At 55.0% G+C, this 14,211-nt stretch carries 15 protein-coding genes; 9 read left to right on the top strand and 6 right to left on the bottom strand.

Annotated elements, in window-relative coordinates:
* The first annotated feature begins 107 nt into the window (after positions 1-107).
* From phnD to glpD, 5 genes are all read left to right on the top strand, one after another.
* The gene (gene phnD / locus CSC3H3_RS03580; RefSeq protein ID WP_245881257.1) at positions 108-1,076 is read left to right on the top strand and encodes a phosphate/phosphite/phosphonate ABC transporter substrate-binding protein; all 969 of its coding nucleotides are present in this window, start codon (positions 108-110) and stop codon (positions 1,074-1,076) included.
* 85 nt (positions 1,077-1,161) lie between these two features.
* A complete protein-coding gene (phnC, locus tag CSC3H3_RS03575) occupies positions 1,162-1,959 on the top strand; it encodes a phosphonate ABC transporter ATP-binding protein (RefSeq protein WP_101283770.1) in 798 nt (265 codons plus the stop codon).
* Positions 1,956-2,765, top strand: a complete 810-nt coding sequence (gene phnE, locus CSC3H3_RS03570) for a phosphonate ABC transporter, permease protein PhnE (RefSeq protein WP_101283768.1) — start codon at positions 1,956-1,958, stop codon at positions 2,763-2,765. The genes phnC and phnE (CSC3H3_RS03570) overlap by 4 nt, the downstream gene beginning before the upstream one ends.
* Positions 2,759-3,583: a phosphonate ABC transporter, permease protein PhnE gene (gene phnE, locus CSC3H3_RS03565; RefSeq protein ID WP_101283766.1), complete on the top strand. Its 825-nt coding sequence runs from the start codon at positions 2,759-2,761 to the stop codon at positions 3,581-3,583. The genes phnE (CSC3H3_RS03570) and phnE (CSC3H3_RS03565) overlap by 7 nt, the downstream gene beginning before the upstream one ends.
* A gap of 1 nt (position 3,584) precedes the next feature.
* Entirely contained in the window at positions 3,585-5,105 is a 1,521-nt protein-coding gene (gene glpD, locus CSC3H3_RS03560) for a glycerol-3-phosphate dehydrogenase (RefSeq protein ID WP_101283764.1), read from the top strand.
* 71 nt (positions 5,106-5,176) lie between these two features.
* Here the strand turns inward: glpD and CSC3H3_RS03555 are convergent, their stop codons facing one another.
* The 3 genes from CSC3H3_RS03555 to CSC3H3_RS03545 form a co-directional block, all read right to left on the bottom strand.
* Complete coding sequence (locus CSC3H3_RS03555; protein ID WP_101263819.1) at positions 5,177-5,473, bottom strand: chorismate mutase; 297 nt, start codon at positions 5,471-5,473, stop codon at positions 5,177-5,179.
* Between the two features lie 106 nt (positions 5,474-5,579).
* Positions 5,580-6,950 (bottom strand): glutamate--cysteine ligase, encoded by a 1,371-nt coding sequence (locus tag CSC3H3_RS03550; protein ID WP_101283762.1) that lies wholly within the window; start codon positions 6,948-6,950, stop codon positions 5,580-5,582.
* A gap of 11 nt (positions 6,951-6,961) precedes the next feature.
* Complete coding sequence (locus CSC3H3_RS03545) at positions 6,962-7,762, bottom strand: 16S rRNA (uracil(1498)-N(3))-methyltransferase (RefSeq protein WP_101263817.1); 801 nt, start codon at positions 7,760-7,762, stop codon at positions 6,962-6,964.
* Positions 7,763-7,820: 58 nt separating this feature from the next.
* Between CSC3H3_RS03545 and ubiA the strand changes: the two genes are divergently transcribed.
* Complete coding sequence (ubiA, locus tag CSC3H3_RS03540; RefSeq protein ID WP_101283760.1) at positions 7,821-8,765, top strand: 4-hydroxybenzoate octaprenyltransferase; 945 nt, start codon at positions 7,821-7,823, stop codon at positions 8,763-8,765.
* A 96-nt stretch (positions 8,766-8,861) separates the two neighbouring features.
* Positions 8,862-9,569, top strand: coding sequence for a class I SAM-dependent methyltransferase (locus CSC3H3_RS03535; RefSeq protein WP_101283758.1), 708 nt, complete (start codon positions 8,862-8,864; stop codon positions 9,567-9,569).
* Between the two features lie 96 nt (positions 9,570-9,665).
* Here the strand turns inward: CSC3H3_RS03535 and CSC3H3_RS03530 are convergent, their stop codons facing one another.
* A complete protein-coding gene (locus tag CSC3H3_RS03530; RefSeq protein ID WP_245881255.1) occupies positions 9,666-11,009 on the bottom strand; it encodes an MFS transporter in 1,344 nt (447 codons plus the stop codon).
* 173 nt (positions 11,010-11,182) lie between these two features.
* Between CSC3H3_RS03530 and CSC3H3_RS03525 the strand changes: the two genes are divergently transcribed.
* Entirely contained in the window at positions 11,183-12,157 is a 975-nt protein-coding gene (locus tag CSC3H3_RS03525; protein WP_101283754.1) for a LysR substrate-binding domain-containing protein, read from the top strand.
* Between the two features lie 109 nt (positions 12,158-12,266).
* Here the strand turns inward: CSC3H3_RS03525 and CSC3H3_RS03520 are convergent, their stop codons facing one another.
* Positions 12,267-13,022 (bottom strand): hypothetical protein, encoded by a 756-nt coding sequence (locus CSC3H3_RS03520; RefSeq protein ID WP_101283752.1) that lies wholly within the window; start codon positions 13,020-13,022, stop codon positions 12,267-12,269.
* 12 nt (positions 13,023-13,034) lie between these two features.
* On the bottom strand, positions 13,035-13,391 hold the full coding sequence (locus CSC3H3_RS03515; protein ID WP_101263811.1) for a DUF4170 domain-containing protein: 357 nt from the start codon (positions 13,389-13,391) through the stop codon (positions 13,035-13,037).
* A 245-nt stretch (positions 13,392-13,636) separates the two neighbouring features.
* Between CSC3H3_RS03515 and CSC3H3_RS03510 the strand changes: the two genes are divergently transcribed.
* On the top strand, positions 13,637-14,107 hold the full coding sequence (locus CSC3H3_RS03510; RefSeq protein WP_101263810.1) for a hypothetical protein: 471 nt from the start codon (positions 13,637-13,639) through the stop codon (positions 14,105-14,107).
* The last annotated feature ends 104 nt before the right edge of the window (positions 14,108-14,211 follow it).

Here is a 14,211-nt window from a genome sequence, read left to right as displayed (position 1 = left end):
CAATAAAACCAACAAAACAACTTTTAAAATCGCGCTTTTGCAGCGTTACAGGGAAGAAAGGCTCCACAGAAATGTTTTCGTATGCGAAAAAAACCAACAGTTTGAAGATGACCACATTGCTGGCTGCGGTTGGCATGATGGGCTTTATGGCTGCCCCCACCAGCGCATCCGCCGCCGAGGATTGCGTCGCGCGTGGCGACCTTGATGCCATGTATTGCGACATGGATGGCGACCTGGTAGCAGATGCGCCAGCAGCCGATAAAACCGTCGATCCCGACACCCTTGTTTTTGCCTATACCCCGGTCGAAGACCCGGCGGTTTATGCCGATATCTGGGAACCGTTCCTGGAACATCTGGAAAAAGTAACCGGCAAGGATGTGCAGTTTTTTGCCGTTCAGTCGAATTCGGCCGAAGTTGAAGCCATGCGTAGCGGCCGTTTGCATGTTGCAGGCTTTTCCACCGGGCCGACGCCCTTTGCCGTTAATCTGGCCGGTGCAGTTCCGTTTGCGCTGATGGGCGGCGATGATGGCCGGTTTGGCTATACCCTGCAGCTTTATACCCGCGTTGATAGCGGCATCAACACGCTGGCCGATCTGAAAGGCAAGCGCGTTGCCCATACATCGCCAACGTCAAATTCGGGCAATCTGGCACCACGCGCGCTGCTTCCGGCCCAGGGCATTGTCCCGGAAAAGGATTATGAAGTTGTCTATTCCGGCTCGCACGACCAGTCGATCCTGGGTGTAGTTGCCGGTGACTATGACGCCGCCCCGGTCGCATCCGAAGTGGTTGAACGCATGGTCCAGCGCGACCTTTATGATCCGAACGACGTAAAGATCATTTACGAAAGCAAACCCTTCCCGACCACATCGTTCAACTATGCCTATAACCTGAAGCCCGAACTGATCGAAAAGATCAAGGAAGCCTTCTTTACCTTTGACATGAAGGGCACGGCACTGGGCGAAGAATTCAAGGGCGTCTCGAAATTCGTACCGGTCACCTACAAGGAAGACTGGGACGTCATTCGCGAAATCCAGGCCGCAAACGGTGTCAAATACACCCCTGACAACCTGAAATAACGCCAGTCTTTCAATTTGCCTGTCGTTACCGGGGCCAGCCTGCATGGCCGGGCCCCGGCCAGGTATCTGTCACAGGGGAAACGCAATGTTGCGTATCAAGGAACTTGTTAAACGCTATGGCGACGAAAAGGCAGTGTTGAAGAACCTGAACCTTGAAGTCCCCGGCGAAAGCGTTGTTTCGATCATTGGTGCATCGGGCGCGGGCAAAAGCACGCTTCTACGCTGCATCAACAAACTGGTGGAACCGTCATCAGGCTCGATCGAGTTGAACGGCACCGAACTGACCAAACTGGAAGGCAAGGCACTGCGCCTGGCTCGTCGCCGTATTGGCATGGTATTTCAGGGCTTTAACCTGATTGACCGTTTAACGGTTATGGAAAATGTGCAATCGGGCCGGTTGGGATATTTGCCAACCTGGCGCGCAATGACGCGCCGCTACCCGCAGGAAGATATTGATCGCGCCTTTCATTTGATGGAACGGGTGGGCATTGCCCATTATGCCAATAAACGCGCAGATGAGCTTTCGGGCGGGGAACGCCAGCGTGTGGGCGTGGTGCGCGCCCTGATGCAGGAACCCGAAATCCTGCTGGCCGACGAACCCACCGCATCGCTGGACCCGAAAACATCCAAACAGATTATGGAACTGCTGCGTGCCCTGGCATCCGAGCTGCATTTGCCGGTTCTGATCAACATTCACAATGTTAATGAGGCCCGCGAATATACCCAGCGCATTGTTGGCATGCGGTTTGGCCGCATCATTTTTGATGGCAAACCGGGCGATCTGAACCAGGACGCAATGGATGAAATTTATGCCGGTGTCCCGGCCGAAGAACGCGATGGCGCCCAAAGCAGCACCCATTTGCGCGAGGTTGCGGCACGATGAACACCACCGCTCAAACCCGGACGGGGTATAGCTGGAAGAAACCTGCCTTCATAGCCAATCCAGCCTTGCGCTGGGCGCTGATTATCGGCGTTCTGGCCTATGTATGGTGGGCACTTTCCAGCCTGCCCTTTGACTGGGACCGCATCCAGCAGGGTATTCCGCGTGCGATGCGTATTTTCAAGGGTGCCTTCCCACCCAGCTTTACCCGTGGCGGGCTGCTGTTTGACGGCTTTATGGAAAGCATCAAGATCGCAATTGTTTCGACATTGCTGGGTCTTGCCCTGTCTGTTCCCATTGCCTTTGCCTCCGCCCGCAACCTTGCGCCGCGCTGGTTATACATAATTGGCCGTGGCGCGATCATTGTCGCGCGCAGTTTCCACCCGGTGATTGTTGCCATCATTTTCGTCAAGGCCGTTGGCTTTGGCCCGCTGGCAGGCATTTTGACCTTAACGGTCTATTCCATCGGTTTTGTTGCCAAAATGCTGGCCGAACGGATCGAGGAAATCGAATGGGGCCAGGTTGAAGCCATCCGGTCCGCCGGGGGCGGTACGCTTGTCACCCTGCTTTACGCCGTTATTCCGCAAATCATGCCCCGCCAGATCGGCCTTTCGATCTATCAGCTTGATAGCAACCTGCGCGCATCGGCGATTGTCGGCATTGTGGGTGCAGGCGGCATTGGGTCAACTCTGCTGAATGCGTTTGGCCGGTATGATTATGATTTTGCGCTGGCCATCACGCTTTGCATCATTGGCGTTATTCTGGTGAGCGAAGCAATTAGCGGACGGATCCGGAGGAACCTATGGTAGCCACCACACAAAAAACCGGCCCCGACGCCATTGCCCTGCGCGAATGGTCCAAATATTCGACCAAAGACCGCTGGACCCGTTTTGGCCTGACCGCCCTTGTGGCACTGGCCCTTGTCTGGTCGCTTTCAACCATCAACATCATCTGGCCGTGGTTGTGGGATGCCCCCAAACAGATGGGCGACCTTTTTGCCCGCATGTTTCCGCCTTCACTAGATGGCTGGCACGACATTGCCATCACCCTGCTTGAAACCGTCAATATCGCGACCATCGCCACGTTTTTTGCGGTGTTCCTGTCATTGCCGGTGGCGCTGATTGCAGCCCAAAACACAACGCCAAACAAATTCACCCTGTGGCTGGGCCGCTTTATTCTGGTGTCGTCACGTTCGGTCAATACCATCATCTGGGCTTTGCTGTTTGTGGCGGTATTTGGCCCCGGTGTGCTGGCGGGTATTCTTGCCATCATTTTCCGGTCGCTGGGTTTTCTTGGCAAATTGCTAGGCGAAGCGATCGAGGAAATTGACCGCGCCCCGATCGAGGCCCTGGAAGCCGTGGGGGCATCGCGCTTCAAAATCCTGATTTACGGAGTGATCCCGCAGGTGATGCCCACCTTTTTCGCCGTATCGATCCTGCGTTGGGATATCAACCTGCGCGAAAGCACCGTTCTGGGGCTGGTGGGTGCCGGTGGCATTGGCATCATCCTGCAGGGTGCAATTGATACTTTTGCCTGGCAAACCGTCGCCACGATCCTTTTGGCGATTATCGGCCTTGTCATTATTGGCGAAGCCGTGGCGGCCTATCTGCGCAAAAAGGTAATCTGACGTGTCTGAACAGTACGACCTTCTGGTCGTTGGCGGCGGCATCAATGGCGCGGGTATCGCGCGCGATGCCGCCGGACGCGGCCTGTCCGTCCTGCTGGTCGAACAGGGGGACCTTGCATCGGCAACGTCCTCGTCTTCGACCAAGCTTATTCATGGCGGATTACGCTATCTTGAACATTACGAATTTCGCCTGGTGCGCGAGGCCTTACAGGAACGCGAAGTTCTGCTGGCTGCAGCCCCGCATATCATCTGGCCGCTGACATTTGTTTTGCCGCACCACCAGGGCCTGCGCCCGAAATGGATGCTGCGTGCCGGCCTGTTTTTATATGACCATCTGGCAAAGCGAAAACGCCTGCCCGCCTCGCGCGCGGTATCGTTTCGGGGCACACCCGAAGGGGCCCCGATCAAACCCGTCTTCACCAGTGGCTTTGCCTATGCCGATTGCTGGGTCGATGATGCAAGGCTGGTGGTTTTAAACGCCCTTGATGCGCAATCCCGTGGGGCGATTATTGAAACACAAACCCGGTGCGAGGCGCTATCGCGCCAAAACGGGCAATGGCAAGCCACCATCACATCAAGCAAAAATGGCCCCCGAACCATTACGGCACGGGCCATTGTCAATGCTGCCGGGCCATGGGTGACCGGCATGGTCAAACAGGCCGGGCTGGGTGCCAAGGCCGCCGGTTTACGCCTAGTAAAGGGCAGCCACATTGTGGTGCCGCGCATTCACCCGCATGACCATTGTTATATTTTCCAAAACCAGGACGGGCGCATTGCCTTTGCCATCCCCTACCAACGCAACTACACCCTGATTGGCACCACCGACATCCCCTATGACGGGGACCCCGCACAGGTTGCCATTAGCGAAGATGAAATCACCTACCTTTTGGAACTGGTGAATGGATATTTGGCAACGCCGGTCAAACGCAAAGATGTGGTGTGGGATTATTCCGGCGTACGCCCGCTTTATGACGATAAAAACAGCAGCGCATCGGCCGTTACCCGCGATTATGTTTTTGACCTTGATCGCGGGGACACTGGCGAACTGGCACCAATCCTGTCGATTTACGGTGGCAAGATCACCACATATCGCCGGCTGGCCGAACATGCCCTGCAAAAACTTGCCCCCTGCCTTGGCAATCAAACCGGAGACTGGACAGCGCAGGCGACTTTGCCGGGCGGGGATATTCCCAGTGGGGACTTTGACGCATTTCTGGCGAACTGCACGGCAAAACTGCCCTGGCTGGATAAGGTTATTTTGCAGCGCTGGGCACGGTGTTATGGCACACGCCTGTTTGCCATGCTGGGCGCGGCACAGGGCGTTTCCGACCTTGGCCCTGAAATTGCGCCGGGCCTTTATGAAATCGAACTTCGCTTTTTGATGAAAACCGAATGGGCCTGTTGTGCCGATGATGTTTTATGGCGCAGGACCAAACTGGGCCTTGGCATGAAACAGGCCGATATTGATGCCGTTACCAACTGGTTTAACGACATTGATGCCAGCCGCAAGGTCGCCCAATAGGCAATAGTCAGGGTGCCACATGGCATCCTGATATTATGTCGGATAAACGATAAACGCTGCTTAAACGCAGATTACTTGCGAATTTCGTCCCATTTGACGAATTCGTGGGCGATGTAATCTTCCATCATGAAGCGCCACAGGCGTTCGGCAATGTTTTCATCAAGCCCGTCAATTTTGCACTGGGCTTTGACCTTGGCAATCACGTCTTCGATGCGGTCTTCATCGCGCACGGCATCGCGGGACTGTTTGATGCGCGCCGCCTGTTCGATATAGCCCAGCCGTTCTGCCAGCAAGCCCACCAGAACCCGGTCAAGACGGTCCACATTTTCGCGAACATCCTGCATGGTTTCACACGGCACAGCTTTCATTGCCTGGCATCCTTTTTCGGTGGGCAAACAGATTTGACGTAAAGCCTGATACAACAAGGGCGGTGGATTTACCACCGCCCTTGCAACATTTTAACCTGCCTTGAAATCAGTAGGCGTATTCGCGAAATACCGGATCAACCGAACCTTCCCAACGGGTTTCGTAAAGATCCAGGAATTCATCAGCAAGGGTACGGCCGCTTTCGGCAACATCTTCCAGGCTTTCAAGGAAATGGCTTTCGTCATCGCCGTAACCGTCCAGTTTGGCGCGGTTTTTAAGGCCCTGTCTGGAAATGGCCAGCACATCCTTTGCCAGGTCCTGAACCGTACCGTTTTTAAACGGTGTCTGCATGCCAAGGCGCGGCACGTCATTACGCAGTGCTTCGCGTTCGGCAACGCTCAGATCCTTGACCAGGTCCCAGGCGGCATCAAGGCTGGCACCATCATAAAGCAGGCCAACCCAAAGGGCCGGTAACGCACAGATACGACGCCACGGGCCACCATCGGCACCACGCATTTCAAGGAACTTTTTCAGGCGCACTTCGGGGAAGGCCGTTGTCATATGGTCCGACCAGTCATTCATGGTCGGGCGTTCACCGGGCAGTACATCCAGCTTGCCTGCCATGAAATCGCGGAACGATTTGCCGGACGCATCAATATATTTGCCATCGCGATAGACAAAATACATCGGCACATCAAGCATGTAATCGACATAGCGTTCAAAACCGAAGCTGTTTTCGAACACAAAAGGCAGCATGCCGCAACGATCCGGGTCGGTATCGGTCCAGACATGGGATCGCGAGGACAAATAACCGCTGGGTTTGCCATCGACAAAGGGTGATGCGGCAAACAGAGCGGTCGCCACCGGCTGAAGTGCCAGAGACGTGCGGAATTTATGCGCCATGTCAGCTTCGGAGTCGAAATCCAGATTGACCTGGATGGTCGAGGTGCGCAGCATCATATCCAGGCCAAGCGTGCCGACCTTGGGCATATAGTTACGCATAATGTCGTAACGGCCCTTGGGCATCCAGGGGATGTCATCACGCGCCCATTTGGGATTATGCCCGACACCAAGCATATCGATATCAAGCCCGGCGCAAACTTCACGAATTTCATGAAGATGCTGATGTACTTCACCACAGGTCTGGTGAATGTTTTTAAGCGGCGCACCGGAAAGTTCGATCTGCCCGCCCGGCTCCAGCGAGACGGAACATTTATCCTTGGAAAGTGCAATGACCTTGCCGTTTTCAAGGATCGGGTCCCAGTCAAAACGCTCGGCAAGGGCGTTTAGCAGGGCTTTAACGCCACGTTCCCCTTCATAAGGGATCGGACGCAAATCTTCGCGGGTGAAGGCAAATTTTTCATGCTCGGTTCCGATGGCCCAGTCACGTTTGGGCTTGCACCCGGACTCGAACCATTCAAGCAATTGCGCCCGGCTTTCAATTTCCGGGCTTTCCCCGGTAGCAGCACTGACACTCATAAGGGTATTCCTTAATCTCTCGTGACGGGACGGTTCGACCAGTCGCCAATCCGGTCCTGATAAACGGCCAATGCGGCAATTGCTGCGGTTTCGGCCCGCAAAATGCGCGGGCCAAGGCTGACAGCAGTGGCAAAGGACTGTTTTCTGATCCGGTCTATTTCGTCTGGGGCAAAGCCGCCTTCTGGTCCAATCACGAGTGTATGGTTAACAACATTGTTGTTGTCGATAGCCGAGCTGGCAGGATTTGCCAAGGATTCTGTCAGGTATTCACCAATCGGTGATCCGGACCCGGTTTCGTCACAGAACAGCAAATGGTTGTTTTCCGGCCAGTTCGCCAGCCAGTCATACAATTTTACCGGCGCATCAATTTCTGGCACATCAAGGCGTTCGCTTTGTTCGGCGGCCTCTATCACCTGTGCCTGAAGGCGATCCAGGCGGACTTTGTCGGTAATGCTGTGCGCGGTAATGATTGGCATCAGGCGGGAAACACCCAGCTCGACCGACTTTTCAATCAGGAAGTCCAGGCGCTGTTTTTTAATTGGCGCAAAGGCCAAAGCCGGACCGGTGCTGTTTTGCTGGTCACGCAAAAGGCTTTCAACGCTGACCACACCTTTCTTTTTGCGCAGCTCGGAAATGGTTGCCAGCCATTCACCATCGGCCCCATTAAATATTTTTACGGGTGTTCCGGGCTTGAGGCGCATGACATGTTCAAGGTAATGAGACTGTTCCGGCGATAATGCAATTTCCGCCCCGGCGGTGATGGCATCGGAAACGAACAGTCTTTGGCGGGCGCGTGGTGTATCTTGATGCATCGGGCCTTCCCGGAACAGATTTGAAATTAGCGATCATATTGCAAGGTTTAGGGTTATTATGGCACAGGTCAACCAACCGTTAAATCGTACGAAAAACGATATGCCAGCCGATGGCTGGGTTGACAGATATATGCCCGAACCGGTGCGCCCCTATCTGAAGCTGGCCCGCATGGACCGACCTATTGGCACCTGGCTTGTGCTGCTGCCCTGCTGGTGGTCCACCGCCATGGCATCCGATGGTGCGCCGGACTGGACCATGTTTGTGCTGTTTGCCATTGGTGCCCTTGTCATGCGCGGCGCGGGCTGTGTGGTGAATGACCTGGCCGATCGCAATTTTGATGGCAAGGTGGAACGTACCGCCACCCGGCCCATTCCATCAGGCCAGGTTAAAATCTGGCAGGCATTTGCCTTTCTGGGCCTGTTATTGCTGATCGGCCTTGCCGTGCTGGTGCAGTTTCGCATCGAGGCCATCATTGTCGGCATCTGTTCGCTGCCGCTGGTGTTTACCTATCCCTTCATGAAACGCATCACCTATTGGCCGCAGGCCTTTTTGGGCCTGACCTTTAACTGGGGCGCGTTTGTGGGCTGGGCTGCCGTCACCGGCACCATCGTGCCAGCCGCCATTGCCATGTATATTGGCGGCATCTTCTGGACACTGGGTTATGACACCATCTATGCCCACCAGGACAAGGATGACGACATTAAAATTGGCGTCAAATCGCTGGCCCTGCGCCTGGGGGATGCAACGCCGCAATGGGCGCTGGGTTTTTACTGCGTTACCGCATCCATGCTGGCAATTGCCGGTGGGTTGGCCGGGCTGCACTGGGTTTATTTCCCGCTTCTGGCGCTAACCTGCCTGCATCTGATCTGGCAGGTGAAAACGGTTGATTTGAACGACGCGGCAAATTGCCTGAAACGGTTTAAGTCCAACCGCGATTTTGCCCTGCTGGTCACCGCCAGCATCATTATTGCCAATGTCGTGGGCCATGGCGGGGCGTTTTAACATCCCATCACCATTCCCATATCAAAGCGGTTGCATGATCGGTGCAAACCACGTAGTTGAGCGCAGTTTCATTGCGGTAACAGGAAGACGCGCAGAATGGAAAATATCTTTGCCGATGCGCTGGTACCCCAGGTGGATGATCCGCAATTTGCCGATCTGATTGCCACTTTTACTGTTCCGGCGCGCGTACCCTTGACGCCGGAAATTGAAATGTATCTGGCAACGCATATCACCCCGCTTTGGCAAGCGACTGAGGATATTTTAGGCGTGCTGGATATTCCGCCCCCCTATTGGGCCTTTGCCTGGCCCGGCGGGCAGGCCATTACCCGCTATATCCTGGATAACCCCGATCTGGTGCGCGGCAAAAAGGTGCTGGATTTTGCCTGTGGCGGCGGCATGCAGGCCATTGCCTGCGTCATGATGGGGGCAGCCGAAGTAACCGCAAACGATATTGACCCTGTTGCCATTACCGCCACCCGCCTGAATGCAGCACGCAACAATGTCAGCTTTACCACCGTGACCGACAATCTGGTCGGCAAAAACGGGCCGGAAAAACGCTGGGATGTGATTTTTGCTGGTGACGTCTGTTACCAGCAGGATATGGCCGATGCCGTGTTGCAATGGCTAATGGGCGAGGCATTGCTGGGCACACGGGTTATTCTGGCCGATCCTGGCCGGACCTATGCGCCAACACGCAATATCGACGAGCTGGAAACCTATGACGTGCCCGTTGATGTCGCCGTGGAAGATGCGGATACAAAATTTACCCGCGTGTGGCAGTTGCTGCCTGACCGCAACAGGTAACGCCCAGCTTTCATAAAACCCCCATCACGGAAAAACCCCGATCACCAACTGGCAATCGGGGTTTTGTCTGTATGGCTGGTATGTTTAACGCAAGGATTATTCCGGCAGGCTTTTGCCCGCTGTTTCAGGCAGGAACCACGGCACGATCAAACCGATGACGTAAACACTCCCCATGATCAGGGCGGATTGCGCCAAACCACCCATGGTCGATACCATCACCCCGGCAATAATCGGGAAGACCCAGGCAACCAGACGTGCGGCATTGAAAATAAAGCCCGCCGCCGTTGCCCGCACCACGGACCGAAACAGTTCGACCAGATAAATCGCCATCCAGCTAAAGGCAAAGCCAAGGGTGAAAACACCATTGAAGAAGGCGATGACCATGAACGTTTCCAGATTCCCCGTCCAAGTATAGGTCAGCACCGAAAAGCCGAGCGACCCGGCAAAGGTCAGAAACAGGTATAAGCGCCGCCCCAGGGCATCGGCGACAAAGCCGGATGCAACATAGGCGCAAATCGCCCCGACATTATAAATCAGCGACATGCGCGGCGCCCAAACACCGGCTGGTTCGCCGTGCATATGCGCAAGCTGTTCGGTATAGCCCGGCATCCAGCTTGAAACTGCCCACCAGCCAACGGTGGTAACAAAGGACAGGATGGTGGTCAAAATCACCAGACGGCGGCTTTCGGCGTCACGGAAAATTTCGGCAAGGGTAAAGGGACGGCCGGATTTACCACCCTTTTGGGAATCCCGTTCGGCCTTGACCGCCTGTGCCCATTTTTCGGATTCATCAAGCGCCTTGCGCAAATAAAGCACGCAGAATGCAGGCAACGCACCGACGGCAAAAATGATACGCCAGCTTTCGGCACCCAGCGGCTGATAATGGGACAGAAAATACCACACAAGTGCCGCCAGCAACGCACCACCGCCAAAACCGGACTGCAAAAAGCCGCAGCCCTTGGGCCGTGCGCGGTCAGGCCAGGTTTCGGAAACCAGGGCGATACCCGTGCTCCATTCGCTGCCAATGGCAAGGCCGGTAACGAAGCGCAAAATGGCAAGGGCCGCAAAACTGGTGCTAAAGGCCGTCAGGCCCGTGAACAGCGCATAAAAGAAAATCGAAAACATCATCATGCGCTTGCGACCAATATAATCGCTGAGCACACCACCAATCAGCCCGCCAATGCCCCAACCCAGCAGGGTAATACCAATAGCAAGCCCGGCATACAGGGCCGGGGTTTGGGCCTGTTCGGGGGTAAGCAGGCTTTTCATCGCAAATGGCAGTGACAGCACCAGGGCAAAGGCCTCGAAGCCATCAAAAATCCAGCCAAGGTAACTGCCCCACAGGGTACGCCAGTGCTGGCCCGTCAGACCGCTCGACCATGACGAACCCGCAGCAACCGCCCCGGATGAACTTGCATCCTTTTCCTGAAATTTCATCATCCTCCCTTTCATATTTCATTGACGCCGGTTACCGACGAAACGGCTTTTGACCGCAATTTTTCTTACTAATATCCATCTTGATAGGTGATATTCCGAACTGTACAAATGAAATTTCGTAAGGCTTTATATGATGAATTTTCATACTTATATTTCCGCCACGCCCGAGGTCCGACATGGTCAGCCGTTTGCCATCCATTGCCTGCCTGCGTGCCGCCGAGGCCGTTGCACGCCATCGCAGCTTTAGCCGGGCCGCGGTTGAACTGAACCTGACGCAAACGGCAATCAGCCATCAGATCCGCAAACTGGAAGAATTGCTGGGAACGGAACTGTTTTTGCGCAATGGCCGCGTCATCAGCCTGACGCCACAGGGCGAGGATTACCTGGCAGATATTCGTCCGCTTGTGGTGGGCATTTCCCATGCAACAGACCGCCTGGCAAGCGGCCATCGCGATACGGTGTTGCGTATTGGCTGCCCCGGTACATTTTTGCTGAAATGCCTGACCCCGCGTATTGGCGAATTCATCGCCCGCCACCCCGATATCGAAGTGCGCCTTCTAACCCTGGACCCATACAGCATCAGCGACCGTGAAGGCAGCCGCGACTTCAAGGATTTAAGCCTGATTGTCCGATATGGCCTGGGCACCTTTCCCGGCCATGATGCCTACAAGATCAGCACGGAACGGATTTTTCCGGTATGCAGCCCGGCATTGTTGGGGCTGAACGATGCCAGCGTGGCCGATGCATCGCTGAACCCGGCGATACTGGCACAACACCGCGTTATTCGGGCAACAACCCCGCTTTTGTTACGCGATGACTGGCCCCTGTGGCTGGAAACGGCTGGCGTACCCGGCCTTGCCTTTCAAAGCGAAATAACCTGCGATCTGCTATATTCGTGTTTTGAACTGGCAATACAGGGTGTTGGCATGGTGATGGGCCGCACACCCCTGATCGACAATGACATTGCCGCAGGCCGCCTGATTGCACCCTTTTCCCAAAGCCTGTTATCGGCATCGGGATATTACCTGACAGTGCCCTATGGCCGTGGTGCAAACGAACCTGTGCGCCTGTTTCGCGACTGGTTTTTGGAAACCTTTGACCATGATGAACACCACCAGGCAACCATGGCCAAGCCCAAAACGGGCGCATAAAGGGATGTACCAAAAGGCAGCATTCGGGCTTTGAACGCGATGCCTGCGAAGAAGTCAGGCGACAACAACAGGAGGGCAGCTTGGGCTGTGCGCAGGGATGGATCGTTGATCAGTCCACCCGCAAACCGTTTTGCGCATGACGGAAATTTTCGTCATCAATGATGCGCAGGATAAAATCGGGATGGGGCACCTGCCCTGCACGACGGGCAACATATTGCAGCATTTCCCATTGGCTGCGGGCCGGGTAACGGCGATTTTCGGCCTTGATATTATCCAGGGCGAAAATATCACCCGGTGAAAATTCCGCCCCGTAACGGGCAATATAGGCCCCGGCACGCTGCACCGTCAGCCCACAATCAAGGGCAATGCCAACTGATGGCAACTGAGCGTAATCGTAATGATGGCCCAGGCTTTCGGTGGCATGCATGCGATGAAGCTGATCGGGCAGCAACCAGTTGACCGCAACGCGCACCGTTGTACCGGGCGATTTCAGGATCGTCGCAGGAACCGACCCGTAACCAGTAAGATGGGCACAATAGACAATATCGTAATTTTCCATCCAGCCCATGGTAACGGGAATATCGACCGTTTCGTGGGGCGGGGCAAATTTGCGCGCCAATTGCCGGGGGGACCGGTTGGACCCTGCCGCAATCACCGGCACCCTGCCGCGCAGCAGATCATCCATCGCCTCAGAACGCCCCGCATCAAGCGGGCTGACCTTGCGATTGCGCAGCACATAATCATGGTCAGGGGCGGCATAGGGATACAAAAGCGCGCGCAGAAGTTCCTGCGCGCGCGGATGTTCCTTAACCTGCTGGCGGAGGTTTTCGTCCGTAAGCAGGTGTATGTCGGAAACGGCAAACATCGCTAGCTGCGATCAGCCTTCGACGACGCGGTAGCGGTAGTTGCAATCGTCAACATGCTGCCATGCCAGTTTCGACCATTCCTTTTCGGCCTGCTCGAAGGTGGCAAAGGGGCCGTGGCGTTCTTCCGAACCACCGACCGGGCTTTCAAAACTGGTATCTACATATTCGCCGCCAACAACCCAGTATTCGTCCAGGCGTTCAACACGGTAGCGCGAATTGGCGTCGTCAACCGACTGCCAGGCCAGCTTTGACCATTCTTTTTCGGCATCTTCAAATGTGCCGAACGGGCCTACTTTGGTTTCTTCGCCAATCGGCGAATCAAACCCGGTATCCTGATAGGTGCCCCCGATAACCCAGTAATTGGCCATCTGTGCGTCCTTCGTTTTCTTGGTGATATGAAATGCCGCATCTGTGGGCAATGCGACCGATTCTGCCCACTGTATAACCAATCGACATAAGAACCAAAACCGACAATTTCAATAACATTGCCATGCAAGTGACGCATGACCGTCGTGGAATTGCCAAGTTTGGCGGTAAACCTTGTGTTCACGGCGCAAACGGGCACCTGCCCACGCCAGAACTTGTTTCGTACAACAGAACAAGGAGAAGAAAAATGCGAGCAAAACAGATCAAGAATATCGGTATCGCCGGCATGATTTCACTGGGTGCCGCCCTGTCACTTTCGGCCTGCGGCTCGACCACCACCGTCAATAGTGCCGATATTGATGTCGATAGCAACGATATGACCGAAGCTGGAACCGTCCTGGTCAATCAGGGCTATCAACCACTGACGGGCACATCATTGGTATCGGCGATCAATAACCGCACCTTCTCCTATCGGGATGGCGAAAAAGACGCCAATGTGAATGTTACCTATTTTGAAAACGGCGTTGCCTCGATGACCTGGAGCGACGATGACGGCGACCGCGGCATGAAAAAACGCCTGTGGACCGTCGAGCAGAGCAAATATCTTTGCACCTGGGATCATAGCGAAGATGATGATTGCGCAACCGTCTTTACCAAGGCAGGCCAGCTCGCCACCATCGATAATGACGGCGAAATTCATTACATGACGCAGTCCTGACTGCCAGATTTGCGCATCGCCCGTTAATGTGAGCGGGTATAACCATGATGCCTTTTCCCGTGCGAACATCCGTTTGCACGGGATTTTTTATGCGCAATCCCCAA

Origin of the sequence: Thalassospira marina (assembly GCF_002844375.1) — a bacterium.
GTDB classification, from domain to species: Bacteria; Pseudomonadota; Alphaproteobacteria; order Rhodospirillales; family Thalassospiraceae; genus Thalassospira; species Thalassospira marina.
This window is presented reverse-complemented; position numbering and strand designations above follow the sequence as displayed.